Annotated in this window: 23 protein-coding genes; 5 read left to right on the top strand and 18 right to left on the bottom strand. The window is 69.0% G+C overall.

What is annotated here, in order from left to right; genetic code table 11:
• Position 1 precedes the first annotated feature (1 nt).
• Positions 2 to 1,555, bottom strand: a complete 1,554-nt coding sequence (locus AC3WQM_RS27000; protein WP_492683118.1) for a class I adenylate-forming enzyme family protein — start codon at positions 1,553 to 1,555, stop codon at positions 2 to 4.
• An 86-nt stretch (positions 1,556 to 1,641) separates the two neighbouring features.
• A complete protein-coding gene (locus AC3WQM_RS26995) occupies positions 1,642 to 2,526 on the bottom strand; it encodes a LysR substrate-binding domain-containing protein (protein WP_492683063.1) in 885 nt (294 codons plus the stop codon).
• Between the two features lie 177 nt (positions 2,527 to 2,703).
• Between AC3WQM_RS26995 and psrA the strand changes: the two genes are divergently transcribed.
• The 4 genes from psrA to phnY all read left to right on the top strand — a co-directional run bounded on the left by psrA (position 2,704) and on the right by phnY (position 7,993).
• Positions 2,704 to 3,798, top strand: coding sequence for an iron-containing alcohol dehydrogenase PsrA (gene psrA / locus AC3WQM_RS26990; RefSeq protein ID WP_492683061.1), 1,095 nt, complete (start codon positions 2,704 to 2,706; stop codon positions 3,796 to 3,798).
• A gap of 115 nt (positions 3,799 to 3,913) precedes the next feature.
• Positions 3,914 to 5,227, top strand: a complete 1,314-nt coding sequence (locus AC3WQM_RS26985; RefSeq protein ID WP_492683059.1) for an MFS transporter — start codon at positions 3,914 to 3,916, stop codon at positions 5,225 to 5,227.
• Positions 5,228 to 5,271: 44 nt separating this feature from the next.
• Positions 5,272 to 6,513 carry a phosphonoacetate hydrolase gene (gene phnA / locus AC3WQM_RS26980; protein WP_492683057.1) on the top strand — a complete coding sequence of 414 codons (1,242 nt, stop codon included), beginning with the start codon at positions 5,272 to 5,274 and terminating at the stop codon, positions 6,511 to 6,513.
• Between the two features lie 22 nt (positions 6,514 to 6,535).
• Positions 6,536 to 7,993 (top strand): phosphonoacetaldehyde dehydrogenase, encoded by a 1,458-nt coding sequence (gene phnY, locus AC3WQM_RS26975; protein ID WP_492683055.1) that lies wholly within the window; start codon positions 6,536 to 6,538, stop codon positions 7,991 to 7,993.
• A gap of 94 nt (positions 7,994 to 8,087) precedes the next feature.
• Here the strand turns inward: phnY and ispC are convergent, their stop codons facing one another.
• From ispC to dxs, 12 genes are all read right to left on the bottom strand, one after another.
• The gene (ispC, locus tag AC3WQM_RS26970; RefSeq protein ID WP_492683053.1) at positions 8,088 to 9,335 is read right to left on the bottom strand and encodes a 1-deoxy-D-xylulose-5-phosphate reductoisomerase; all 1,248 of its coding nucleotides are present in this window, start codon (positions 9,333 to 9,335) and stop codon (positions 8,088 to 8,090) included.
• A 10-nt stretch (positions 9,336 to 9,345) separates the two neighbouring features.
• Complete coding sequence (gene ispG, locus AC3WQM_RS26965; protein ID WP_492683051.1) at positions 9,346 to 10,644, bottom strand: flavodoxin-dependent (E)-4-hydroxy-3-methylbut-2-enyl-diphosphate synthase; 1,299 nt, start codon at positions 10,642 to 10,644, stop codon at positions 9,346 to 9,348.
• Positions 10,641 to 11,588: a 4-hydroxy-3-methylbut-2-enyl diphosphate reductase gene (gene ispH, locus AC3WQM_RS26960; RefSeq protein WP_139705542.1), complete on the bottom strand. Its 948-nt coding sequence runs from the start codon at positions 11,586 to 11,588 to the stop codon at positions 10,641 to 10,643. The genes ispG and ispH overlap by 4 nt, the downstream gene beginning before the upstream one ends.
• Before the next feature lie 25 nt (positions 11,589 to 11,613).
• Positions 11,614 to 12,738 carry a Rieske 2Fe-2S domain-containing protein gene (locus AC3WQM_RS26955; RefSeq protein WP_492683049.1) on the bottom strand — a complete coding sequence of 375 codons (1,125 nt, stop codon included), beginning with the start codon at positions 12,736 to 12,738 and terminating at the stop codon, positions 11,614 to 11,616.
• Between the two features lie 38 nt (positions 12,739 to 12,776).
• Positions 12,777 to 13,649 carry a polyprenyl synthetase family protein gene (locus AC3WQM_RS26950; protein ID WP_492683116.1) on the bottom strand — a complete coding sequence of 291 codons (873 nt, stop codon included), beginning with the start codon at positions 13,647 to 13,649 and terminating at the stop codon, positions 12,777 to 12,779.
• A 73-nt stretch (positions 13,650 to 13,722) separates the two neighbouring features.
• Positions 13,723 to 14,847, bottom strand: coding sequence for a Rieske 2Fe-2S domain-containing protein (locus AC3WQM_RS26945; protein WP_492683047.1), 1,125 nt, complete (start codon positions 14,845 to 14,847; stop codon positions 13,723 to 13,725).
• Positions 14,844 to 15,971, bottom strand: a complete 1,128-nt coding sequence (locus AC3WQM_RS26940; protein ID WP_492683045.1) for a terpene synthase family protein — start codon at positions 15,969 to 15,971, stop codon at positions 14,844 to 14,846. Before AC3WQM_RS26940 ends, AC3WQM_RS26945 begins: the two co-directional genes overlap by 4 nt.
• Before the next feature lie 10 nt (positions 15,972 to 15,981).
• Positions 15,982 to 17,049 carry a terpene synthase family protein gene (locus AC3WQM_RS26935; RefSeq protein ID WP_492683043.1) on the bottom strand — a complete coding sequence of 356 codons (1,068 nt, stop codon included), beginning with the start codon at positions 17,047 to 17,049 and terminating at the stop codon, positions 15,982 to 15,984.
• Between the two features lie 56 nt (positions 17,050 to 17,105).
• Positions 17,106 to 18,188 (bottom strand): terpene synthase family protein, encoded by a 1,083-nt coding sequence (locus AC3WQM_RS26930; RefSeq protein WP_492683041.1) that lies wholly within the window; start codon positions 18,186 to 18,188, stop codon positions 17,106 to 17,108.
• Between the two features lie 2 nt (positions 18,189 to 18,190).
• The gene (locus AC3WQM_RS26925; protein ID WP_492683039.1) at positions 18,191 to 19,114 is read right to left on the bottom strand and encodes an SAM-dependent methyltransferase; all 924 of its coding nucleotides are present in this window, start codon (positions 19,112 to 19,114) and stop codon (positions 18,191 to 18,193) included.
• 27 nt (positions 19,115 to 19,141) lie between these two features.
• Positions 19,142 to 20,083: an SAM-dependent methyltransferase gene (locus AC3WQM_RS26920; RefSeq protein WP_487847394.1), complete on the bottom strand. Its 942-nt coding sequence runs from the start codon at positions 20,081 to 20,083 to the stop codon at positions 19,142 to 19,144.
• A 34-nt stretch (positions 20,084 to 20,117) separates the two neighbouring features.
• Entirely contained in the window at positions 20,118 to 22,013 is a 1,896-nt protein-coding gene (dxs, locus tag AC3WQM_RS26915) for a 1-deoxy-D-xylulose-5-phosphate synthase (RefSeq protein ID WP_492683037.1), read from the bottom strand.
• Positions 22,014 to 22,030: 17 nt separating this feature from the next.
• Here dxs and AC3WQM_RS26910 point away from each other — a divergent pair, with 17 nt between their 5' ends.
• The gene (locus AC3WQM_RS26910; protein WP_492683035.1) at positions 22,031 to 22,261 is read left to right on the top strand and encodes a hypothetical protein; all 231 of its coding nucleotides are present in this window, start codon (positions 22,031 to 22,033) and stop codon (positions 22,259 to 22,261) included.
• 170 nt (positions 22,262 to 22,431) lie between these two features.
• Here AC3WQM_RS26910 and lipA read toward each other — a convergent pair whose 3' ends face one another.
• The 4 genes from lipA to AC3WQM_RS26890 are packed head-to-tail and all read right to left on the bottom strand — an operon-like array spanning position 22,432 to position 25,301.
• The gene (lipA, locus tag AC3WQM_RS26905; protein WP_095747013.1) at positions 22,432 to 23,415 is read right to left on the bottom strand and encodes a lipoyl synthase; all 984 of its coding nucleotides are present in this window, start codon (positions 23,413 to 23,415) and stop codon (positions 22,432 to 22,434) included.
• Positions 23,416 to 23,422: 7 nt separating this feature from the next.
• On the bottom strand, positions 23,423 to 24,097 hold the full coding sequence (lipB, locus tag AC3WQM_RS26900; protein WP_153281810.1) for a lipoyl(octanoyl) transferase LipB: 675 nt from the start codon (positions 24,095 to 24,097) through the stop codon (positions 23,423 to 23,425).
• Positions 24,094 to 24,411 carry a YbeD family protein gene (locus AC3WQM_RS26895; RefSeq protein WP_489062048.1) on the bottom strand — a complete coding sequence of 106 codons (318 nt, stop codon included), beginning with the start codon at positions 24,409 to 24,411 and terminating at the stop codon, positions 24,094 to 24,096. Before AC3WQM_RS26895 ends, lipB begins: the two co-directional genes overlap by 4 nt.
• Positions 24,408 to 25,301: a D-amino acid aminotransferase gene (locus tag AC3WQM_RS26890; protein ID WP_492683033.1), complete on the bottom strand. Its 894-nt coding sequence runs from the start codon at positions 25,299 to 25,301 to the stop codon at positions 24,408 to 24,410. Before AC3WQM_RS26890 ends, AC3WQM_RS26895 begins: the two co-directional genes overlap by 4 nt.
• Between the last annotated feature and the right edge of the window lie 48 nt (positions 25,302 to 25,349).

Here is a 25,349-nt window from a genome sequence, read left to right as displayed (position 1 = left end):
ATCAGGCACTCAGGTCGCGCAGCTCGCGCTTGAGCACCTTGCCGATCGCGCTGCGCGGCAGCTCGTCGATGAAGCGCAGGCGCGCCAGCCGCTGGGTCTTGCCGACCTGCGCGTTGGCCCACTGCAGCAGCGCCTCTTCGGTGGTGGTGTCGCCCTCGCGGCGCACCACGAAGGCCGCGGGCGTCTCGCCCCACTGCTCGGACGGAATGCCGACCACCGCCACGTCGGCCACCGCCGCATGGCCGCGCAGCACGCCTTCGAGGTCGCTCGGGTAGATGTTGAAGCCGCCGCTGATGATCATGTCCTTCTTGCGGTCGAACAGCGTGAGGAAGCCGTCGGCGTCGAAACGGCCCACGTCGCCGGTGCGGATGAAGCGCTTGCCGGTGGCGTCGAACCATTCGGCCTCGCGCGTCTTCGCGGGCTGGCGGTGGTAGCCGGTCATCATGCCGGCCGAATGGCCCACCACCTCGCCGGCCACCTCGGTGTCGCCGCGCGGCAGTTCGTTGCCCTCTTCGTCGATCAGGCGGATGTCGCTGCCCGGCGCGGGCTGGCCCACGGTGTGCAGCTTGGTCGGGTTCAGGTGCGCTTCGAGGATGCAGGTGCCGCCGCCTTCGGTCATGCCGTAGAACTCGACCAGCCCGCCCGGCCAGCGCTTGAGCACGTCGGCCTTGAGCGCCGCGTTGAAGGGCGCGCTGGTGCTGAACTTGTGGCGGAAGGTCGACAGGTCGTGCGCGTCGAAGCGCGGGTGCGCCATCAGGCGCTGGTACTGCACCGGCACGAGCATGGTGTGCGTCACGCGGTGCTGCACGGCCAGCTGCAGGTAGCCCAGCGCGTCGAACTTGGGCATCAGCACCACGCAGCCGCCGAAGGCGAGGGTGGGGAAGAACACCACCAGCGTGGTGTTGGAGTACAGCGGCGTCGACAGCAGCGTGACCGTCTCGGGCCCGTACTCGTACTTGGCGCCGCGCTGGATGTGCGACCAGCGCATGCCGTGGCCCTGCACGATGCCCTTGGGCTCGCCGGTGGTGCCCGACGAATAGATGATGTTGAAGGCCCAGCCGGGTTGCACCTCGACGGGTTCCGGCTTCGCGCCGGGCGCCGCGAGCCAGTCGTCGAGCGCGCGGCCGACGTCGGAGCCGTCGAGCGCGATGTGCGGCAGGCCCGTGGCCTGCGCGGCGCCCACCACCTCGGCGGCCGAGGCGTCGGTGAACAGCAGGCGCGCGTCGGCGTCGGTGATCATGCGCGCCAGGCTGGCGGGCGCCGAGCCGGGGGCCAGCGGGGCCACCGCCACGCCGGCGCGCAGCGCGCCCAGGAACACGGCGGCGTAGGGCACCGACGAAGCGGCGCAGACGGCGATGGCGTCGCCGGCGCGCAGGCCGTCGCGCTGCAGGGCGGCGGCGATGCGGTCCATGAGCGCGTCGAGCGCGCGGTAGTCCAGCGTCTGCTGGGCATCGGCCAGCGCGGGGCGCTCGGGGGTGTGCTGGGCGTGGAGGCGGACCAGGTCGGCAAGGGTGCCGAAGTCGCGCGCGGCGGCGTCCTGGAGGGCGGGGTGCAAGTTCAAGGTCGATCCTTCGTCTGAGGCCAGACGGCAGGATAGCGAAGAAGCCCGCCGCGGGGTGTGCCGCCCGCGACGAAACCCGATCAGTCGGCCGTGTCGTCGCCCTGCTGCGCCACCTCGAACAGCGCGCGGATCAGCGGCCGGTCCTTGCGCACCGCCAGGCAGCACAGCGAGTAGCTGATCGAGAGCTCGTCGTCGTCGATCTCCACCATCTTCAGGCCGGGCAGCGGAATGCACTCGATCTGCGTCACGAAGCCCACGCCCATGCCGCTGGCCACGGCGTGCAGGATGGCCTCGCGGCTGTTGATCTCCATCACGCAGTGCATCTGCACCCCCTGCTGTGCGCAGGCGCGCTCGACGCGGTGGCGCGTCTTGGAGCCGGGCTCGCGCAGGATCACCGGCTCGCCCGCGATGTCGCGCGTGGCGATGGTGCGCTTGCGGGCCCACGGGTGCTTCGCGGGCACCACGGCCACGATGCGCTCCACGCGGTAGGGCACCTGGTGCAGGCCTTCGATCTCGGGCGGCTCGACGAGGATGCCCACGTCGATGTCGAAGTCCTGCAGCCCGCTGAGCGTGGAGGCCTCGGAGCCGATCGACACCGTCAGGTCGAGCCCGGCGTGGCTGCGCTTGAAGCTGCGCGCCAGCTCCAGCGCAATGGGCGGCGACACCGCGCCCACGCGCACCAGCCCCGTGCGCAGCGTGTGGGCGCGCTGCAGGAACTGCATCGCCTCTTCCTCCTGCCCGAACAGGCCCTGCGTGATCGCGTACAGCTGCTCACCCGCGGCCGTGAGCCGCACGGCGCGCCCGCTGCGCAAAAAAAGCTCGACGTTGAAGCGCTCTTCCAGCGCCTTGACCTGGTCGGTCACGGTGGGCTGGCCGATGTGCAGGTAGCGTGCGGCCGTGGTGAAGCCGCCGGTCTTGGCGACGGCGTGGAAGCAGCGGATCCACTTGTAGTACTGGTGAAACATGAAGGCGGTCGTGAGGGGCGTGCGCCGAGCCTCCCTCAGATGCGGCGCTGGCGCCTATGCAGGCTTTCCCGAAGGCATCCATCGGTTTTGGACGGGTTGCACGCGCGAAATGCGATTGGACGCCTTTGCGCGCCGCTTCGACACTGCGGCCCAGACAGAAACCGGAGACAAAAAAACATGCCCCACGCCTACCGCAACCCCGTGTCCATTCATTCCGGGCGAGGCAGCCTCGCTCGGCTGCCCTCGCTCCTGACGGGCCGCCGCGTCGCGCTCGTCACCTTCCCCGAGGCCCGCGGCCTGGGCCTGGTCGATCGCCTGCAGGCGCTGCTGGGCGACGCGCTCGTCACCGTCATCGACGACGTGCGCCCCAACCCCGACGTCGCCCATCTGCGCGACCTGTACAACACCTTCTGGCAATCGGACGCGCCCTGCGACGCCATCGTGGCGGTCGGCGGCGGCAGCGCCATCGACACGGCCAAGGCCCTGATGGTGGGCACGGCCAACGGCCAGTTCGACGAGCTCGTCGCGCTGCTGGCCACCGGCAAGCCTTTCGTTCCCGCCAGCGTCAAGCCGCTGATCGCCGTGCCGACCACCGCCGGCACCGGCAGCGAGGTGACGCCGTGGGCCACCATCTGGGACGCCGGCAACCAGAAGAAATACTCGCTGCACCTGGACGCCACCTGGCCCGAGGCCGCCATCGTCGACCCCGAGCTCATGCTCTCGGTGCCGGCGGGCACCACGGTGTCGACGGGGCTCGATGCGCTGTCGCACGCGCTCGAAGCCATCTGGAACGTCAACGCCAACCCGGTCTCCGACACCTTCGCCGTCTCGGCCGTGCGCGACATCTTCGACTGCCTGCCGGCGCTGCTGAAAGACCTGGGCAACCTCGACCTGCGCGAGCGCATGGCGCTGGCCGCGCTGAAGGCCGGCATGGCGTTCTCCAACACCAAGACGGCGCTGGCGCATTCCATCTCCTACGAGATGACGCTGCGCCACGGCCTGGCCCACGGCATCGCCTGCTCGTTCACGCTGCCCCTCGTGCTGGAGAAAGCCTGGGCCCGCTCGCCCGACCGCGACCAGACGCTGCAGCTGCTGTTCGGCGCCGACCTGGCGACCGCCACGCAGCGACTGCGGGCATTCCTGCAGGGGCTTGGCGTGAAGACCGAGTTTGCCGACTATGGCGTGGCGGACAGCGAAGCGGCGGCCATGATCGCGCGGGCCATGGACGGGGCGCGCGGCAAGAACTTCATCGGCGCGGCGGCGTTGGCCTGACAGGCAGGGACTGCGCAGCGAGAAAAGACAGAGACAGCCAGACAAGACAGACAGCATGCCGGCCATCGAGCCGGGCCCACGGGCCCCACGCCCGTCAAGACAAGGAGACATAACCATGCAAGCGGCCAATCCCATCCTGCAGGCGGGCACCTACGCACGCCCCCTCGACAACTCGTTCCGCAAGGCGCAGTGGCGGATGCTGCTGGCGGCCATGTTCTGCTACTTCTTCTTCTACACGGGGCGCCAGACCTTCGGCTTCGCCATCCCCGGCATCCAGAAGGAGTTCGGCCTCTCGAAGGAAGTGCTCGGCTGGGCCTCGACCTCGCTGCTGTGGTGCTATGCCGTCGGGCAGGCCATCAACGGCAACCTGGGCGACAAGTTCGGCGGACGCCGCGTGATGACCGCCGGCGCCATCCTCTCGTGCGCCGCCAACTGGGTCGTGAGCTTCGCCGTCGGCTTCAAGAGCCTGGCGATTCCGTGGGGCATCAACGGCTACTTCCAGGCCCTGGGCTGGGCGCCGGGCAGCCGGCTGCTGTCGAACTGGTGGGGCGCGGGCGAGCGCGGCAAGGTCTACGGCTTCTACGTGTTCGCCGCCGGCTGCGCCTCGGTGCTGTCGTTCGTCACGTCGATCATCGTCGTCAACGTGCTGCACCTCGATTGGCGCTGGATCTTCCGGCTCCCCGTGCTGCTGATGCTGGTGGGCGGCATCGCCTTCTACCTGATCGCCCGTGAACGGCCGGAAGACATGGGCTTCAAGTCGCCCGACACCGGCGTGGCCAACAACAACCCGCAAGAGGCGCAGGCCGGCGTGGCCGACGGCGAACCGCAAGAGAGCTCGTGGTCGCGCTACAAGGCCGTGCTCAGCAACCCCAAGCTGATGATCGCCGCGCTGGCCATCGGCTTCCAGAACGCGGCGCGCTACGGCCTCATCGTCTGGGTGCCGGTGCACTTCCTGGGCAAGGACTGGGCCAAGGCCGCCGACGGCATGATCGACCCGGCCTGGATCTCGGTGGCGCTGCCCGTGGGCATGGCCTTCGGCGCGCTCACCAACGGCTGGATCTCCGACAAGGTGTTCGGCTCCAAGCGCTACAAGGCCATCGTGCTGTACATGCTGCTGGGCTGCGTCGCCTCGATGGGCATGTACCTGCTGCCCACCAGCATCCTCGGCCTGGGGCTGCTGTTCCTGGCGGGCTTCTTCGTCTACGGCCCGGCCTCGTCGTTCTGGGCCCTGTGCCCCGACCTGGTGGGCGCCAAGCGCGCCGGCACCGCCACCGGTGTCATGAACTTCTTCTCGTACCTGCTGGCCGGCCTCGGTGAACCGCTGATCGGCCGGATGCTGGACCACTCGGGCAACACCTCGATGGTGTTCCCCATCGTCGCGGCCAGCTGCCTCATCAGCGCCTGCATCGCGGTGTTCATCCGCCGCTGAGGCCCGCGCACCGACACACCCAACTTGCCAAGGAGCATCTCTTCATGAAATCCGATCGACTCGAAGTGAACGGCCGCAGCTACCGCTGGATGGTCCGCCCGGTGGTCGTCGTCTGCGTCGACGGCTGCGAGCCCGCGTACCTCGACGCGGCCATTGCCGCCGGCGTGGCCCCGTACCTCGAGGCCATGCGCAAGGGCGGCGCCGACCTGCTCGCCGACTGCGTCGTGCCCTCGTTCACCAACCCCAACAACCTGTCGATCGTGACCGGCGCGCCGCCGGCCGTGCACGGCATCTGCGGCAACTACTTCTTCGACCGCGAGCTGGGCCAGGAAGTGATGATGAACGACCCCAAGTACCTGCGTGCCGGCACCGTGCTGGCCGCCTTTGCCGACGCGGGCGCCAAGCTCGCGGTGGTCACGGCCAAGGACAAGCTGCGCAAGCTGCTGGGTCACAAGATGAAGGGCATCTGCTTCTCGTCCGAGAAGTCGGACCAGGTGACGATGGAAGAGAACGGCATCGACAACGTGCTCGACATGGTCGGCATGCCGGTGCCTTCGGTGTACAGCGCGGAGCTGTCGGAGTTCGTGTTCGCCGCCGGCGTGAAGCTGATGGAGTCGCAGCGCCCCGACCTCATGTACCTGTCGACCACCGACTACGTGCAGCACAAGGCCGCGCCGGGCAGCCCCGCCGCCAACGCGTTCTATCAAATGATGGACGGCTACCTCGCGCAGCTCGATGCGCTGGGCGCCACCATCGTGCTCACGGCCGACCACGGCATGAACGACAAGCATGGCGCCGACGGCTCGCCCAACGTGATCTACCTGCAGGACGTGCTCGACGGCTGGTACGGCCCGGACCGCGCGCGCGTGATCCTGCCGATCACCGATCCGTACGTGGTGCACCACGGCGCGCTCGGCTCGTTTGCCACCGTGTATGTGCCGAGCGAGGACGAGGTGCCCGGCTGGATCGATCGCATCCAGCGCATCCCCGGCATGCAGCTCGTGCTCTCGCGCAAGGAAGCCGCGCAGCGCTTCGAGCTGCCGCCCGACCGCATCGGCGACATCGTGGTGGTGAGCGAGCAAAGCACCGTCATCGGTACCTCGGCCACGCGCCACGACCTCACGGCGCTCGAAGTGCCGCTGCGCTCGCACGGCGGCGTGTCGGAGCAGAAGGTGCCCTTGATCTGCAACCGCCCCGTCGCGGGCGTGGCGAGCACGCGCCGGCTGCGCAACTTCGACGCGCTCGACCTCGCACTGAACCACGCCCAAGGCCCCGTGGCCGCCTGACCCCCATTTGACGGAGCATTCCATGAGCCCATCCGACCACGCCGGCCTGAAGCCCGGCACCGTGTACCGCGAAGCCCTGCGCATCGCCGGCGAGAAAGTCCACCGCGACCGCACCATCGAGGTCTCCTACCCGTACACCGGCGAGGTGATCGCCACCGTGCCCAAGGCCACGCTGGACGACGTGCGCAACGCCCTGCGCATCGCCCGCGACTACAAGCCCACGCTCACGCGCTACGAGCGCTACAAGATCCTCATGCGCGCCGGCGAGATCATCGCCTCGCGCCTGGATGAGATGTCGCGCACCATCACGCTCGAGTCGGGCCTGTCGCGCAAGGACTCGCTGTACGAAGTGGGCCGTGCCTCCGACGTGCTGCTGTTCGCCGCCAACCAGGCGCTGGTTGACGACGGCCAGGTGTTCTCCTGCGACCTCACGCACCACGGCAAGAGCCGCAAGGTCTACACGATGCGCGAGCCGCTGCTGGGCGCCATCACCGCCATCACGCCGTTCAACCACCCGCTGAACCAGGTGATCCACAAGGTGGCGCCGGCCATTGCGACCAACAACCGCATCGTCTTGAAGCCCAGCGAGAAGACGCCGCTCACGGCCTTCCTGCTGGCCGACATCCTGTACGAAGCGGGCCTGCCGCCGCAGATGCTGTCGGTGCTCACGGGCGACCCCAAGGAGATCGCCGACGAGTTGCTGACCAATGCCGACGTCGACCTCGTCACCTTCACGGGCGGCGTGCCCATCGGCAAGTACATCGCGGGCAAGGCCACCTACAAGCGCCAGATCCTGGAGCTGGGCGGCAACGACCCGATCATCGTGATGGAAGACGCGGACATCGAGGAGGCTGCGACGCTGGCTGCCAACGGGTCTTACAAGAACTCGGGGCAGCGCTGCACCGCAGTCAAACGCATGCTGGTGCACGAGTCGGTCGCTGATCGTTTCGTCGAGCTGCTGGTCGAGAAGACCCGCGCGCTGAAGTACGGCGACCCGATGGACCCCGACACCGACATGGGCACCGTGATCGACGAGGCGGCTGCCAAGCAGTTCGAAGCCGTGGTCAACGAAGCCATCGCCGCCGGCGCGAAGCTGCTGTACGGCAACGAACGCCGCGGTGCGCTGTATTCGCCCACCGTGCTCGACCATGTCGACCCCGAGATGACCGTCGCCAAGCACGAGACCTTCGGCCCCGTGTCGCCGGTGATCCGCTTCAAGAACATCGACGAGGCGATCCGCATCTCCAACGGCACCGCCTACGGTTTGTCGTCCTCGATCTGCACGAACCGCCTGGACTACATCACGCGTTTCATCCGCGAGCTGAACGTGGGCAGCGTCAATGTGCGCGAGGTGCCGGGCTACCGGCTGGAGCTCACGCCTTTCGGTGGCATCAAGGACTCGGGCCTGGGCTACAAGGAAGGCGTGCTCGAAGCGATGAAGAGCTTCACCAACACCAAGACCTACTCGCTGCCATGGTGAGCGGCGCGGCGCACGAGGCGCATGGCGCGTCGCGCGCCGTGCGTGAGACGCCACCGCCGATGGCGCTGGCCGTGGCGGCCAAGTGGCTGTCGCGCTACAGCCGCGCGCCCATGCCTTCGTCCAAGGTGACCGACTCGGACAGCGGGACTGCCGGCGATGGGGACCGCAACGCTGCACGCTGGATCGCCTGACCCGCCCGCACGCGCGCCTGCGCGTCGGCCGCGAGGATGTCGTCCAGGTCCTCGTGCGCGGACGCAGGCGCGTGCTGCAGGCAGTCTTCCACCACGTGCGCGATGTCGGTGTAGCGCAGGCGCCCGTTCAGGAACGCATCGACCGCCACTTCGTTCGCCGCATTGAGCGTCACGCTGGCCGCGCACCCCTCGCGCAGCACCTCCAGCGCCAGGCGCAGGCAGGGAAAGCGCTTCAGCTCGGGCGCGGCGAAGCTCAGGTGGGCGAGCTGCAGGAAGTCCAGCGGCGCCACGCCCGAGTCGATGCGCTCGGGCCAGGCCAGCGCGTGCGCGATCGGCGTGCGCATGTCGGGGCGGCCCAGCTGCGCCAGCACCGACTGGTCGGCATAGGCCACCATCGAATGGATCACGCTCTGCGGGTGGATCACCACCTCGATGCGCTCGGGCGGCATCGCGAACAGCCAGCGGGCCTCGATGGTCTCGAGGCCCTTGTTCATCATCGTCGCGGAGTCGACCGAGATCTTGCGGCCCATGCGCCAGGTCGGGTGCGCGCAGGCCTCGTCGGGCGTGACGCGGTCCAGCGCCTCCAGCGGGCGATGCAAGAACGGCCCGCCCGACGCGGTGAGCACCAGCCGCTGCACGCCCGCGCCGCCGGGCGGCGCGCCCGCCAGGCACTGGAAGATCGCGTTGTGCTCGCTGTCCAGCGGCAGCAGCGTGGCGCCGTGCGCGGCCACCGCGCGCATGAACAGCGCGCCGGACATCACGAGCGCCTCCTTGTTCGCCAGCAGGATCTTCTTGCCCGCGCGCGCCGCCGCCAGCGACGACAGCAACCCCGCCGCGCCGACGATGGCCGCAACCACCGTGTCGCAGCCCGCCGACTGCGCGACCTCGCACAGCGCCTGCGAGCCGTGCATGACCTCGGTGCGCAGGCCGGCCGCGCGCAGCCGCGCCTGCAGCTGCGCAGCGCCTGGCGCATCGCCGACCACCGCGACCTCGGGGCGGAAGGCGACGCAGTGCGTGAACAGCTTGTCGAGGTTGCGGTGCGCCGTCAGCGCATGCACCGTGAAGCGGTCGGGGTGGCGCGCCACGAGGTCGAGCGTGCTGTCGCCGATCGACCCGGTGGCACCGAGCAGGGTGAGGCGTTGCGTGGCCATGGCGGTGCCTTCAGACGGCAGCGATCGGTACGACGCGCTCGCGCGACGACGGCTTCATCCACGCACCGAGCCGCTCGCTCGCCTCGGCATCGGCGCCGTAGCGCGCGGCCACGTAGGTCTCGACCAGCCGCGTGAAGTCGTCGGCGATGTGCTCGCCCTTGAGCGTCAGCGCGCGTTCGCCGTCGATGTACACCGGCGCCACCGGCTGCTCGCCCGAGCCCGGCAGCGAGATGCCCAGGTGCGCGAGCCGGCTCTCGCCGGGGCCGTTGACCACGCAGCCCATCACGGCCACGTGCATGTCTTCCACGCCCGGAAAGCGCACGCGCCAGGCCGGCGCCTGCGCGTGCAGCCAGCCTTCGATCTGGCTGGCCAGCGACTGGAAGAAGGTGCTCGTGGTGCGCCCGCAGCCGGGGCAGGCCGTCACGCTGGGCGTGAAGGCGCGCAGGCCCATCGACTGCAGGATCTGCTGCGCCACCAGCACCTCGCGTGTGCGGTCGCCGTTCGGCTCGGGCGTGAGCGAAACGCGGATGGTGTCGCCGATGCCCTGCTGCAGCAGCACGCCCATCGCGGTGGCCGAGGCCACGATGCCCTTGGAGCCCATGCCCGCCTCGGTCAGGCCCAGGTGCAGCGGGTAGTCGCAGCGCGCGGCGAGTTCGCGGTACACGGCGATCAGGTCCTGCCCCTGGCTCACCTTGGCCGACAGCACGATGCGATCGGGCGGCAGGCCGACGTCTTCGGCACGCGCGGCGTTCTCCAGCGCCGAGACGATGAGCGCCTGGCGCATCACCTCGTCGGCCGGCTGCGGCTGCGCCGCCTGCGCATTGGCGTCCATCAGGCGCGCCAGCAGCGCGGGGTCGAGGCTGCCCCAGTTCACGCCGATGCGCACCGGCTTGCCGTGGCGGCAGGCGATCTCGATGAGCTGGCAGAACTGCGCGTCGCGCTTGTCGCCCCGGCCCACGTTGCCGGGGTTGATGCGGTACTTGGCCAGCGCCTGCGCGCAGTCGGGGTACTGCGCGAGCAGGCGGTGGCCGTTGAAGTGGAAGTCGCCCACCAGCGGCACGTGCACCTGCTGGCGCGCGAGCGCGTCGCGGATCGGCGCCACCTGCGCGGCGGCCTCTTCGTTGTTCACGGTGAGGCGCACCAGCTCGGCCCCCGCGCGCGCGAGCGCCGCCACCTGCGCCACGGTGGCGGCCGCGTCGGCGGTGTCGGTGTTGGTCATGGCCTGCACGGCCACGGGCGCGTCGCCGCCGATGCGCACGGTGCCCACGCGCACCTGCCGCGAGCCGCGGCGTGCGACGGGCGGTTTCATGGCGTGGCCTCTATGGCCGTGTCCGCCGCGAGTTCGGCCGGCAGCCGGAACACCACGTGCTCCTCGCGCCCGGGCAGCGTCAGCAGTTCCACCTCGGCCAGTCGGCGCAGCGCGGCGACCACGTCCTGCACCATGGTCTCGGGCGCCGAGGCGCCGGCGGTGACGCCCACCGCGCCGGCGTCGCGCACCCAGTCGGGCTTGAGCTCGCTGCCTTGCGCGATGAGGTAGCTGCGCACGCCGGCCTGCGCCGCGATCTCGCGCAGGCGCTGCGAGTTGGAGCTGTTCTGCGCGCCGACCACCAGCACCACGTCGACCTGCTGGCTCAGTTCGCGCACGGCCGTCTGCCGGTTCTGCGTGGCGTAGCAGATGTCGCGCGTGTCGGGTCCGACGATCTGCGGAAAGCGCCGCTGCAGCGCATCGATGATGCCGCGCGTGTCGTCCACTGACAGCGTGGTCTGCGTGATGTAGGCCAGCGGCGTGTCGGCATCGAGCACCAGCGCGTCCACGTCGGCCTCGGTCTGCACCAGCGTGACCGGCGCGGGAATCTGCCCCAGCGTGCCGGTCACCTCGGGGTGCCCGGCGTGGCCGATGAGGATCAGTGCATAGCCCTTGGCGGCATAGCGGCGCCCCTGCTCGTGCACCTTGGTGACCAGCGGGCAGGTGGCGTCGATCGCGCGCAGGCCGCGCGCGCGAGCCTCGACCTCCACCGCGTGGCTCACGCCGTGCGCGCTGAAGATCGCCACCGCGTCCGCGGGCACCTCGGCCAGCTCTTCGACGAACACGGCGCCCTGCGCCTTCAGGTCGTCGACGACGTGCTTGTTGTGCACGATCTCGTGGCGCACGTAGATGGGCGTGCCGTGGCGCCGCAGCGCGTGTTCGACCGTGTCGATGGCCCGCACGACGCCGGCGCAGAAGCCTCGGGGCTGGGCAAGGATGACGCGCATGGTGGGAACTCCTGGTGGGGGTGGCTCAGCGTCCCGCAGACATGCGCAGGACATGGTTGGCCTGCGCGTCGTCGCCGGAGGTGGGCGGATAGAACTGCGCCGACCAGCGCCGGAAGGCGGTGAAGGAGCGCTCCCCCGCCATGAGCTTGGGATGCGGCAGGCGGGTGCGGGCGTCCCAGATCGGGAAGTCGCCGCCCACCACCGAGATCAGCCAGCGGTGCGCCAGCGGATTGAGCACCTGGTAGGCGAGCTTGCGCAGCGGGGCCGGCCAACGGTCGAAGCGCGCGACGCTGGGGTTGTCGCTCCAGCGGAAGTTCCACTTCATGGGCGCGACGGGTGTCGCGAAGGCCAGGGTCACGACCTGCACGCCGAGGTCCGGCAACGCGTTTTCCCCGCGGGTGAAGCCGAGGCCGAAGTTGGTCAGGCGCGAGTGGAAACGCTGCCCCTTCCAGCGGGCGGTGATCGTGACGATGAGCTTGTGCCCATCCACCTCGTGCGACAGCGCGGTCTCGGTGAACCCGTGCACCCATCCGAAGTGGGTCAGGTCCATGCTGTTCTCGACCATCGAGTCGAAGTAGCCTTCGAGCGCGTGGCTGCCGTACCGGGGGTTGAGGCGGTCGCTGAGGTCCATTTCCGGAATGTCCCAGTCGGGCGGCCGGTCCTCGCTGTGTCGCCACACCATGATCGCGCCGTTCATCTCCTTCATGTAGCGCCCCGTCAGCGCCGCGTTCGGCGGGGTCTGGCCCGTGCAGGCGCGCACGCAGCCGCCATCGGGGCCGAAGCTCAGGCCGTGGAACGGGCAGACCAGGTTTTCGCCGTCGACCTTCCCGCCGTGGCCCAGGTGCGCCCCCAGGTGCGGGCAGTACGGATCGATGGCACGGGCCAGGCCCGACTGCGTGCGGTAGATCACCAGGTCCTGTCCCGCGAACGGCACGATGCGCACCGCGCCCGGCTTGACCTCGTGGCTGAAGCACACGGCGAACCAGCCGTTGGCATACGGGTGCGGGGGGCGTGTCTCTCCCGTGGTGCTGCGCATGGGCCGCGGCGGCGTGCGAACCTCCACGATGCGCGCGTGGCGTTCGTCGGCAGCGGGCGGGGCGCTGTTCACGCCCAGCGGTTCCCTCATGAAATGGGTCGTCGGTTCAGGCATGTCGGGGCTCCTGGGGCGGGGGCATTCGCAGGTGGGGCTCAGTGCGCGCGCTGGACCACGAGGTCGGCCAGCTGGCCGAGCCGCGCGGCGCGTTCACCGAAGGGCGCGAGCGCCGCATGGGCGCGTGCGTTCAGCGTGCGGGCCAGCGTGCGCGAGGCGTCGAGGCCGAGCATCGACACGCAGGTCGCCTTGTCGTCGTACGCGTCCTTGCCCGCGGTCTTGCCGAGCGTGGCCGTGTCAGCGGTCGCGTCGAGGATGTCGTCGACCACCTGGAAGGCCAGGCCGATGGCGCTGCTGTAGTCGTCGAGCGCGCGGTACAGCGCGGCGTTGGCCGGCACGTCGGCCGCACCGCACAGCGCCCCCATGCGCACGGCCGCGCGGATCAGCGCACCGGTCTTCATGCGATGCATCTGCTCGAGTGCGGGCTGGCTCAAGGACCGGCCTGCGCTTTGCAGGTCGATGGCCTGGCCGCCCACGAGCTGGCGCGAGCCGGCCGCCTGCGCCAGCTCGCGCACCAGCGCGATGCGGCGCTCGGCCGGCAGCGGCAGTTCGCTCAGCGTGAAGAAGGCCTGCGCCTGCAGCGCATCGCCGACGAGGATGGCGGTGGCCTCGTCATACGCCACGTGCACGGTCGGCTTGCCGCGGCGCAGGTCGTCGTCGTCCATCGCGGGCAGGTCGTCGTGCACCAATGAGTAGACGTGGACCATCTCGATCGCGGCGCCCGTGGCGTCGAGCGCGTCGGGTGGCGCTTCGGCAAGGGCGCCCGCCGCCTGGCACAGCAGCGGGCGGATGCGCTTGCCGCCGCCGAGCGCGGCGTAGCGCAGCGCTTCGTGCAGGTGCGTGGGCAGGGTCTCGGCCGGCGGCAGGCCGGCGGCGAGGGCGTGCTCGGTGCGGCGGACCGCGTCGTGCATCCAGGTGTCGAAGGGGGCGGCGGGTCCGCCCTGCGGCACCGGGGCCTCGCGGACGTCGCACGGCAGCAGGGCGTCAAGGGGCATGGTGGTCTCCCGCATGCAGTGCGCCGGGGTCGTCCACCAGGCCGCCCGGATAGAACCGGGACGCCCAGCGCCGGTGGACGATGAGGGTCTTGTCGCCCGCGGTCAGCCGAGGGTGCTTGATGAAACTCTTGGCATTCCATATCGGAAAGTCCGGCTCGATGAACCACCGCATCCATCGGCTGGCGATCGGCGTGAGCACGGCGTAGATCGCGTGCCTCAGCATGCGGGGCGCGCGGCCGAGCCGCACGATGCGCAGCCGGTCCGCGATCGCCAGCTTCCATTTCAGCGGTGCGATCTGCGTGAAGAAGACCTGCGTCTGCAGCCGCACGCCCAGGTCGGGCATCTCGAACGAGCCCATCACATAGCCGACGCCGTAGTTCATGAATTCGCCACGGATGTGCAGCCCCTTCCAGCGGGCCGATAGCGAAATCTCGAACCTGCAGTCCTCCGCCCGGTGGGACATGGTCATGTCCGAGAGCCCGTGGAGCCAGCCGAAATGAACCATGTCGGCGCCGTTCTCCACCGCATCGTGCGCGTAGCCGTCCAGCGTCTTGCGGATGTAGCAGGCGGAAGAAAAGTCGCCGAGGTCGTGATGCGACACGTCCCACTGGGGAGGGCGGCCCGCATGGTCGACCCACACCAGGACGGCACCGTCGATTTCCCGGACGTGGCGCGCGGTCAGCGCGGCGCGCGGCGGCCGCTCGCCATGCCCGGTGCGCACGCAGCCGCCGTCCGGCCCGTAGGCCAGCCCGTGCAGCGGACACACCAGGTTCTCGCCGTCGACCTTGCCGCCGTGGCCCAGGTGCGCGCCCAGGTGCGGGCAGTACGGCTCGACGACACGGGCGAGCCCGGCGTGCGTGCGGTACAGGACGAGTTCCTGCCCCATGAACGGAACCGTCAGCACCTGCCCGCGCGCGAGCTCGCTGGAGAAGCACCCGAGAAACCAGCCCTCGGCATAGGGCAGCGGGCGGCGCGTTTCGCCCACGGTGCTGCGAAATTGCTGCAGGCCGATGGTGTGCGCGGCCGGGCCGCAGCTTGCCGCGGCGGGCGGCGCAAGGTCGCCTGCTTCCTGGAAGGCCGCATCGATCACGCGCGGCATCGTGGGCGGATTCATGGGAGCGCTCCCGCACGGGCGCGTTCACCCTGGCCGGAGACGTGCTGGGCCGGCATGCCCCGGCGGGCTTCCTGCGCTGCAGGGTCGTGCGTCCACCACCAGGCGATGCACGGGATGGCGGAGGCGGTGGACGGCGGTGCCGCCTTCGACGGTGTGGCGCCCTCCGGCCCGGCTCCGTCGGGCACGCCGTCCTGCACGTAGCGCTCGGAGCCGTGGCACCAGTCGAACGTGGCCCTGACGATGCGGCCCAGGCTTTGCACATGGCGTTGCAGCGCGGGCGAGGTGCCGGCGGCGATGAGTTCGCCGCGCAGGCTCAGGAAGAGCTGCATGATCTCCATGTACATGGCGACGGCCCGTGCGCCTGCCGCCGCGGGCGAGCATTGGGACCCGTGCTGGATCACGCTGATCAGGTTGTGCCCGCCCTGCTCGCGCGCCACCTCCTTCTCGTACGACACGATGTCGGCGCTCCAGGTGGCCAGCGTGAGCGCCATTTCCGCGAGCGCCCTGACGCGGCGATCCTCCAGGAGGTCGGTGGGCACGGCATAGCCTTCGGCGATCGCGGCCAGCGTGGGAAAGGCCAGGCCGCCCCCGCTGTACAGGCGCAGCAGCCCGTACTGGTTCAGCGAGGGGACATGGCCCGAGGCCACGTTGCCCGCCTTCCAGACCTCGGCAAAGAACCATCCCCGCATGGCGGCCAGCCACTGGGCCATCTGGTCGGCGGTGGCGTGCGCGTCCAGGCGGCGGCGGATGTCGCACATGGCGGCGGCATAGCGGTCGTCGACCTGCGCGCTGTCTTCCGGCGTCTCGATCGCCCGGTGGATCATTGCCAGCACGCCGGCCAGCCGGCCGGGTTGCCGGCTCAGCGGACCTTCGTCGCAGTACTCGTCGTCGAACGAGACGTTCCAGATGAAGAAGTCCGACAGGATCTGCAGGGTCTGCGGCGTGGCATCGGGCACGATGCGGGCCGCGAGTTCGCCGCAGCCGGAGCGGGCCATGCGGTCGCGTTCGGTGTCGTTCAGGCACAGGGAGAAGCGCCGCATCCAGGCGACCGACTGCGCATCCGCGTGCGCCGCCCCGGGATGAATGGCGCTGGGAATGGGGCACTCGAAGTACGGCAGCTTCATGGCGCGGCCTCTACGACACGTAGACAGAGCCGACCGGTGCCTGTTGCGGGGCGCCCGCGCCCTCCATCTTGTCGGTGCCCGCCAGGCTCACGTCCACATGCCGCATGGGCAGCCCGTTCCAGATGTGCCCGTGCCCGCCGTAGCGCGGCGATTCGATGTGCCACTGCAGCGTGCCCACCACCATCAGGAGGTAGGTGTCCAGGTACAGGTGCAGGCGCGCGCCCAGCGGGTGATTGGCGTAGCGCTCGTGCAGCCGGGCGATCAGGCCGGCCAGCTCCGCGTACATCTCTTCCATCATTTCGCAGACGGCGCTGATGGCCTGCTGCGCATCGAGGCCGCGGGTGTTGCGCATGATGAGGACCGAGCTCAGCGTGTCCTCGGTGGAGTAGTACTCGACGGCATACGAGTACACGTCGTTCGTGAACGCGCAGTGCCAGCTGACGAGGTCCACCGCGCGCTTCATGTCGGGGTCTTCGATCAGGTCGGACACGTCGATGTCCAGCACGTATTCCATGGCGGCGATGTACGGCTGCATGCCGCTGGACATCAGGCGCACCTTGAGGAAGCTCTCCATGTCCTCGTTGGCCCAGTTGTCGCGAAATTCCTTCTCGACCTTGAGGTGGTGCATCCAGCGGGTCCACCGGCCGCGCAGGCGCTGGTACACCGCGTCGCTGGGCGCATGCTGGCGGATGGTCTGCCAGAGCCCTTCCATGACGCGCGCGTCGTGGGCGTCGGGGTCTTCGGCGATGATCTTCGCGCACTGCTCGGGGTCGCTGGTCGTCAGGTCGTCGCACTGGAAGATCAGCGTCAGGATGCTCGCGTGGTGCGCGACCCGCTCCGGAATGCCGTCCGGGAACACGCTGGCGTCGTAGAGCGAATCCATGCGCTCGATGGCGCCGTGCAGGCTGCCTGCTTCCGGCTTGCCGTAGTTCTCGTACAGCCATTGCGCATGCAGCCGCTTGATGTAGGGGTAGCTCGTGTTGATGCGCGGCCGGATGGCTTTCAACATCTCGGGGATCACGAATTTCGGGGGCGGCTCCAGCGCCGCGGGCGTGGTGCTTTCGAGAACGGCATTCATGCATCTGCTCCTGTGAAATGGATCGAAGTGCGTGGGGATGTCGGTGTGGCGCAGGGTCAGGCGGCGCGCGCGTCGGCCGCCACGATGTCGTCCAGCGTCGGAGCCGCCGCGATGGTCACTTCGCCGGAAACGAAGCGCTGGTCCGAGAGGTGGTAGCGCCGCGTGATGACGCACCACTCCGCGTTGCCCGAGCTGATGTATTCCAGCTCGCGCACATAGGCACGCACGTCGGGGCGCTGCCCAAGGGGGCCGGCGAGCACCGCGTCGCGCGACCGGATCAGCGCCTGCTCGTTGCGCGCGCACAGCGCGGCCAGGCGGTAGACCGCCTGCTGCAGGTCCAGGCCTTCCTCGCGCATCAGCACCCACATGGCGTTGAGCGAATCCCTCGCCGGCACCTCCTTGCGGAACGAGAAGAAGTCGTTCACCAGGATGACCGCGTCCATGGCCGCGGTGCGGACCGCGCGCAGCGATGCGTCTTCGGCCAGCGCATCGGTCATGTCCACGTCCAGGGCGTACTCGGTCAGCATGGTCAGGTACTCGCCGAACGCGTTGTCGCGGCGCAGGTCCATGTAGCCGTCCAGCGTCAGCGTGTCCATCTGGTAGGCCAGCGGATCGGCCATGCGCACCAGCTGGCTGCGGATGCCGGCCTTCATGCGTTCCCAGACGCGGGGCTTTGGCGCCAGCTGGGCCTGGATGGGCGGCAGCGTGTCGAACAGGAGCCGGGGCAGCGGCGCACTGGCAGGCGGCAGGATGCCTTCCAGGGCATCGAGGTAGTGGCGCAGGAGTTCGTCGCGCGGGCGCTGGTCGGCGCTCAGCTCCAGGGGCGTGAAGGCATCGTCCATCAGGGTCCCCGCATTCATCATGCGCATGACGGAATAGATGCGGTCCGCTTTCGCATGCGGGTAGCACAGGCCGCCGTACGCCGGCACGCGCTGCCCGAGGTAGGCGGCCGTGGCCTTCTCGCTGCGAAAGTGCGCCAGCACATAGGGCCGGTCGTCCACCGCCAGCCGCGCCTCGATGGCGTCGTTCTGCGGGTGCCAGATGGGCTTGAGCGTGAGGCCCGGGTCGGGGAGATGGACCTTGCTGCCCAGTTCGGGCATGCGGGCCAGGGTTTGGGCGAACGGGGTCGGTTCGGGCATGCTCAGGTCCGCCGCGCAATGAAGCTGAACGACGAGGCCTTGTCCTTGGCCAGCGCGTCCGAGAAGCTCACCGCGATGTCGCGCAGCTCGGTGAACGTGGCGGTCTTGCTGGTCGGGTGGTGCGCGTCCAGGTTGTCCTTGACCAGCCCGTACCAGCGGATCACCTCCGCGTTCGAGGGCAGCACGCGCTGGTCGAGCACCGCGAAGCCGTGGCGCTCGAGCACCTGCTTCACGCCGTCGGGCGTCTTGCGGTAGCCCGACGCGGCGCGGTCGACCTTGTCCGGGATGTGCGACTTGTAGGTCGCCAGGTCCACCTTGTAGAGGCTCTCCGAAATGATGACCGTGCCGCCCGTGCGCATGCGCGCCGACAGCGAGGCCATGGCCTGCTCCAGCACCTCGGGCGTGAAGTGGATCAGGCTGCCGCGCAGGATGGCCAGGTCGTAAGGCACCTGCGGCTCGGGCAGCTCGCCGATGTCCTTGGCGTTGCATTGGTACAGCCGCACGCGGTCGGCCAGGCCCTCGTGCGCGATGAGTTCGCGCGCGCATTCCAGCTGCGGGCGGCTCACGTTCACCCCGTCGATGCGCGCGCACTGCGGGTAGCGCTGCGCGATGAACTTCAGCACCGGGCCCCAGCCGCAGCCGATGTCGATCGCGCGGCGCACGGTGGCCGGCGAGAGGTCGGCGCCGGCCTGTTCGGCGAGTTCGAACTGGTGCTCCATGTGGCGCCGGCCGGAGGCGTCGAGCGGGAGGTCGTGCGGGTCCATCTTGTCGTCGAACACGCCGTACTGGTACCAGAGCTTGTTGCCGATCGCCTTGCGCCACTGGTCGGGCGTGTCGGCGTAGACCTGCTCGATCTTGTCCTGGTAGTGGTCGAGGCTGCGGCTGTGGATGACGTCGATGCCGACGGCTTGCGCGGATGCTTGCATGGTGTGGGCGCTCCTGGTGGGGGAAATTCAGACGCGTCGCGCGATGACGCTGTAGGTCGAGAACTTGTCCTTGATCAGCGCGACCGAGAGGCTGACCGCCATGACGCGCAGCTCTTCCAGCGGCGGCGGGATGGTGTCCGGCGTGAAGTTCTTCTCGATGTTTTCCTTCACGTCGGTGAACCAGCGCGCCACGTCGATGTTGCGCGGGAGCACGCGCATGTCTTCGACCACGAAGCCGCTCTCCTCGAGCACGCGGCGGAAGTAGGCCGGTGTCTTGCGGTGCTTGCAGGCGAGGCGGTCGACCTCGTCCTCGATGTCGGAGCGGTAGTTGTCCAGCGGGATGTTGTAGAGGTTGTCGGAGATGACGACCTTGGCCCCCGGGCGCATGCGCGCGGCCACCTGCTTCATCGAGCGCTCGTACAGGTCGTTGGGAAAGTGCGAGATGACGCCGCGGATCGTCACCAGGTCGTAGGGCGTGTCGGGGTTGGGCAGCAGGGCGACGTCCTGCGCATCGCACAGGTACAGGTTCACGCGGTCGCTCAGGTGCTGCTGGGCGTGGTAGCGGGCGCAGTGCGCGAGCTGCGTCTCGCTGATGTTGATGCCGTCGAGCTGGCGGCACTGCGGAAAGTGCTCCGCGAGGTAGCGCAGGCCGAAGCCCCAGCCGCAGCCCACGTCGAGGATGCGCCGGATGGGAAAGGGCGGGGGCTGGTCCAGGCCCGCGATTTCCATCTGCTGGTCGAAGTAGCGCAGGCCCGATTCGTTGAGCGAGATCGGCGGCACCGAGCGCGGGTCGTCGTAGACGCCGAACTGGAACATCAGGTCCTCGCCGATGGCCTTGCGCCAGTCCTCGGGGTCGTCCTGGTAGGTGTACTCGACCTTGGCGTGGTACGGGTTGGCCTCGGCACCCCGGATCACTTGAAGCGAAGGCGGGGCGGGCGCGTCGATGCGGCGTGCGGTGGCTGTGCTCATCGGGTTCTCCTGTGGCTGGCGGTCACGGTGGGTTTCAGGAAACGAGGCTCATGCGAGCCGTGCGGAACGCGGGGGCGTTGGCATCGAAGAACGCCTGGATCGACTGCACCAGCCCGTCGGCATCCAGGCCGTGGGCGGCGAGCAATCGGGCGCAGTCGCCGTGCTCGACGAACTGGTCGGGCAGGCCCAGGTGCAGCGACGGAATCAGCACGCCCTGCGCGGCGAGTGATTCGAGGCAGGCGGCGCCGGCGCCGCCCATCACGCAGCCTTCTTCGACGGTCACGAGCACGTCGTGCGTTTCGGCGAGCGAGAGCACCAGCTCGGCGTCGAGCGGCTTGACGAAGCGCATGTTGGCCACCGTGGCGTCGAGCCGCTCGGCGGCGGCCAGGCTGGGCGCGACCATGGTGCCGAAGGCCAGGATGGCGATGCGCGCGCCCATCGGCTGCGTCGACTCGCGTCGCACCTGGCCGCGGCCGATGCGCAGCGGCTGCAGCGCGCGCACGGGCAGCGCGCCGGGCCCGCCGCCGCGCGGGTAGCGCACGGCGGCCGGGCCGTCGTGGCGCAGGGCGGTGTGCAGCATCTGGCGGCACTCGTCCTCGTCGGACGCGGCCATCACGACCATGTTCGGAATGCAGCGCAGGTAGGCGACGTCGAAGGCGCCCATGTGCGTCGCGCCGTCGGCGCCGACGATGCCGGCGCGGTCGACCGCGAACACGACCGGCAGGTTCTGCAGCGCCACGTCGTGGATCAGCTGGTCGTAGGCGCGCTGCAGGAAGGTCGAGTAGATGGCGACCACGGGCCGCATCCCCGCCGCCGCGAGGCCCGCGGCGAAGGTCACGGCGTGCTGCTCGGCGATGCCGACGTCGAAGTAGCGCTCGGGAAAGCGGCGCTCGAAGTCCATCAGGGCCGAGCCCTCGCGCATGGCCGGCGTGATGGCGACCACGCGCGCATCGGCCTCGGCCTCGTCGCAGAGCCAGTCGCTGAAGACCTGGGCGTAGGTCGGCTTGGCGGGGGCGGCTGCCGGGGCGGTCTTGATGCCGGCGGCAGGGTCGAACTTGCCGGGGCCGTGGTACAGGACCGGGTCCTGCTCGGCCGGGCGGTAGCCGTGGCCCTTCTGCGTGACGATGTGCAGCAGCTGCGGGCCCGGCTGCGCCTGCAGCTTCTGCAGGGCCGGGATCAGCGCGCCCAGGTCGTGCCCGTCGATGGGGCCGGTGTAGTGGAAGCCGAACTGCTCGAACAGGGTGGCGGGCGACAGGCCGAGCTCCGAGGGCTCGCAAGGGGCCAGCGCCGGGCGCATGGCGCGCCATCTTTGCCGGCTGGCTTCATTGGCGCTGGCATAGGCGCGTTCTGAAATCAATCCGCCCAGATAAAGGCGCAGCATGCCGACGGGTGGCGAAATCGACATGTCGTTGTCGTTCAATATCACCAACAAGCGGCCGCAGGCCTGCGTATTGTTCATGGCCTCGAAGGCCATGCCGGCGCTCAAAGCGCCGTCGCCGATCACTGCAATGGCGTGGTCGGTCGAATTGGAAATTCGGGCGGCCTGTGCAAATCCCAGGGCGGCGGAAATGGAGGTGCTGGAATGCGCGGTGCCGAAATGATCGTGTTCGGATTCGGTGCGCCGGGGAAATCCGGAAATACCGCCGAATTGGCGCAAGGTGGGCATGGCCTGGCGCCGGCCGGTCAGGATCTTGTGGGCGTAGCTCTGGTGGCCCACATCCCAGACGATGCGGTCGCGCGGGGTGTCGAACACGTAGTGCAGGGCGACCGTCAGCTCGACCGTGCCCAGGTTGGAGGCGAAGTGGCCGCCCGTGCGGGACACGCTGTCGACGATGAAGGCGCGCAATTCATCCGCAAGGCCCGGCAATTGCGCAACGCCGAGCTGGCGCAGCGAATGGGGCGAATCGATGGCTTCGAGCAGGGCATGCATTCCGGTTTCTCCGTGAGATGGAAACGCGCGGGCCGTGGCGACTGAATTCCTTGTGCGATGCGGTTTTGATTGATTTTGGGCAAAACAATGCCTTGGAAATTGATAATTCAATTTCCTTGTCAAAGCCTCCTAGGGATCTTGAAATCGCGTCGGCTCTGGTTTTTAAATTCCAGGCCGGGCGAAATCAGGAGGTCAGCGTAGGGGATGAATTTGGCAGGCGCAAGCGAATGCCGCCGCAAATTTTTTGATACCCCGGGTTATTTCCCCCGAAGGTCTTAATCAGTTTTTTGGATGGCGCGGCAGGCGCGCGCGACCGTCGCCGCGGCCGTCGGGAAACGGCTGCGGGGCGAGGTCGAAGGGGTCGGGACAGAGGGGTGTGCGCCGACGCCCGCGTGCGGCGGGCGGTCGGGCAGGGGCGTCAGACGCCGGCGGCGTGCGCCTGCTGGTCGGCGTGGTAGCTGGAGCGCACCATCGCGCCCACGGCGGCGTGGCTGAAGCCCATCTTGTAGGCCTCTTCCTCGAACATCTTGAAGGTGTCGGGGTGCACGTAGCGGCGCACCGGCAGGTGCGAGCCCGACGGCGACAGGTACTGGCCGATGGTCAGCATGTCGATGTCGTGGGCGCGCATGTCGCGCATCACCTGCAGGATCTCTTCGTCGGTCTCGCCCAGGCCGACCATGATGCCGCTCTTGGTCGGCACGTTCGGGTGCAGCGCCTTGAACTTCTTCAGCAGGTTCAGGCTGAACTGGTAGTCGCTGCCCGGACGCGCTTCCTTGTACAGGCGCGGCGCGGTTTCCAGGTTGTGGTTCATCACGTCGGGCGGGGCGGCCTTGAGGATCTCGAGGGCGCGGTCGTCGCGGCCGCGGAAGTCGGGCACCAGGATCTCGATCTGCGTCATCGGCGAGAGCTCGCGGATGTTCGCGATGCAATCGACGAAGTGCTGGCTGCCGCCGTCGCGCAGGTCGTCGCGGTCGACGCTGGTGATCACCACGTACTTCAGGCGCAGCTTGGCGATGGTCTTGGCCAGGTTGAGCGGCTCGTCCTTGTCCAGCGGGTCGGGGCGGCCGTGGCCCACGTCGCAGAACGGGCAGCGGCGCGTGCACTTGTCGCCCATGATCATGAAGGTGGCCGTGCCGTTGCCGAAGCATTCGCCGATGTTCGGGCACGAGGCTTCTTCGCAGACCGTGTGCAGGTTGCTTTCGCGCAGGATCTGCTTGATCTCGTAGAAGCGCGTGGTCGGGCTGCCGGCCTTGACGCGGATCCACTCGGGCTTCTTGAGCACTTCGCCGGTCTGCACCACCTTGACGGGGATGCGCGACAGCTTGGCCGCGGCCTTCTGCTTGGCCAGGGGGTTGTAGTTTTCGGCGCTCTGGGCGTCGCGGACGACTTCGGTGGTGCTCATTGGATTGCTACGGTGCCAGGAAGGTGATGAGCTTCTGGCCCAGCACGCCGGCAGCTTCTTCCCATGTGGTTTGGACGCCGATTGTAGAAAGGTCGACCGTTTTCAGCCCCGCGTAGCCGCAAGGGTTGATGCGGGAGAAGGGTTCGAGGTCCATGGCGACATTGAGCGACACACCGTGGTAAGTGGCGTGGCGGCTCACCTTGATGCCCAGCGCGGCGATCTTGCCCAGGCCCCGGAACGGGTCGGCGCCGGGCATCGGGCCGGTGAGTGCGGCATGGGAAAACGGGTCGTCCAGGCGCACGTAGATGCCCGGGGCGCCGGCCACGCGGTGGCCGGTCACGCCGAAGTGGGCGAGCGTGCGCAGCACCGATTCCTCGATGCGGTAGACGTATTCCTTCACGTAGTAGCCGGCGCGCCGCAGGTCGATGAGCGGGTAGGCCACCACCTGGCCGGGGCCGTGGAAGGTGACTTGGCCGCCCCGGTCGGTCTGCACGACGGGGATCGGGCCGGGGGCCAGGATGTGGTCGGTCTTGCCCGCCAGCCCTTGGGTGAACACGGGGTCGTGCTCGCAAATCCATAGCGCATCGGGGCTCTCGGGCGTGCGCTCCTGGGTGAAGCGCTGCATCGCCGCATAGGTGGCGAGGTAGTCAGCCCGGCCGAGCGACTGCGCTTCGATGGTCAAAGAACGACCTTGACCGACGGGTGCGACGACAGCGCGCGGTACAGGTCGTCGAGCTGCTCGCGGCTGGTGGCGGTGACGGTGATGGTCACGCCCAGGTAGTTGCCGGCCTTGCTGTCGCGCAGCTCGACGGTGGTGGCGTCGAAGGCCGGGTCGAAGCGCTCGGCGATCTGCGTGATGGCGTGCACCAGGCCGTCGGTCTTGGCGCCCATCACCTTGATCGGGAACTGCGAGGGATACTCGATCAGCGACTCCTTGCGCGGGTCGGGGATCGGGGCCGTGGTGTCGTCGGTCGGGGGCGTGGTGTTGTCGGTCATGCAAGGGCTCCTGGCTTCTCAGCGTTGCGTTGCTTGGCCTGTTGGTAGGCGGCATACAAGCTCTGGTAGATGGGGCCGGGACGGCCATTGCCAATGGTCTGGCCATCGAGTGTGACGACGGGCAACACTTCCTTGGTGGCCGAGGACAGCAACAGCTCGTCGGCGCCGAACACCTCGTCACGCGACACGCGGCGCAGCGCAAAGGGAATGCCGCTGTCCCGGCACAGGCGCTCGAGCAGGCCGTAGCGGATGCCGGTCAGCACGAGGTTGTCCTTGGGCGGGCCGATGAGCGTGCCGTCCTTCACGATCCACACGTTGCTCGACGAGGCCTCGCTGAGCCAGTCGCCGCGGAACATCACGGTCTCGGTCGCACCGGCCTCGACGCTGATCTGCCGCGCGAGCACCGCGCCCAGCAGGCTGGTGCTCTTGATGTGGGCCTTCTGCCAGCGGAAGTCGTCGGCGGTGACGCAGGTCACGCCCTTGGCGCGCACCGCATCGGCCACCGGCGGCAGGGGGTTCACCATCGCGAACACGGTGGGGCGCAGGCCGCGCACCATGGCGTGGTCACGTGGTGCGACGCCGCGCGAAACCTGGAAGTACACGGCCTGCGGTGCTTGGCCCAGCGGCGCGGCAAGCTGCGTTGCAATGGCGCGCCATTCGTCGCGGGTGTAGGGGTTGTCGATCTGCAGCTCGGCCAGCGAACGCTCGAGGCGCGCGATGTGTTCGTCGAAGCAGAAGGGCACGCCGAAGTACACAGGGATGACTTCGTAGATGCCATCGCCGAAGATGAAGCCGCGGTCGAGGACGCTGATCTTCGCGTCGCGCAGGGGGGTGAATTCGCCGTTGAGAAAACACGGCGTGTCGGGCAGTGCCGAGGTGATGTCTTGCATCCGCAAATTATGGGCGGACGCCACACTCGGTGCAGAACTGTCGACGAA

The sequence above is a fragment of the Variovorax sp. FW301-JW7 genome (assembly GCF_058788795.1).
This window is presented reverse-complemented; position numbering and strand designations above follow the sequence as displayed.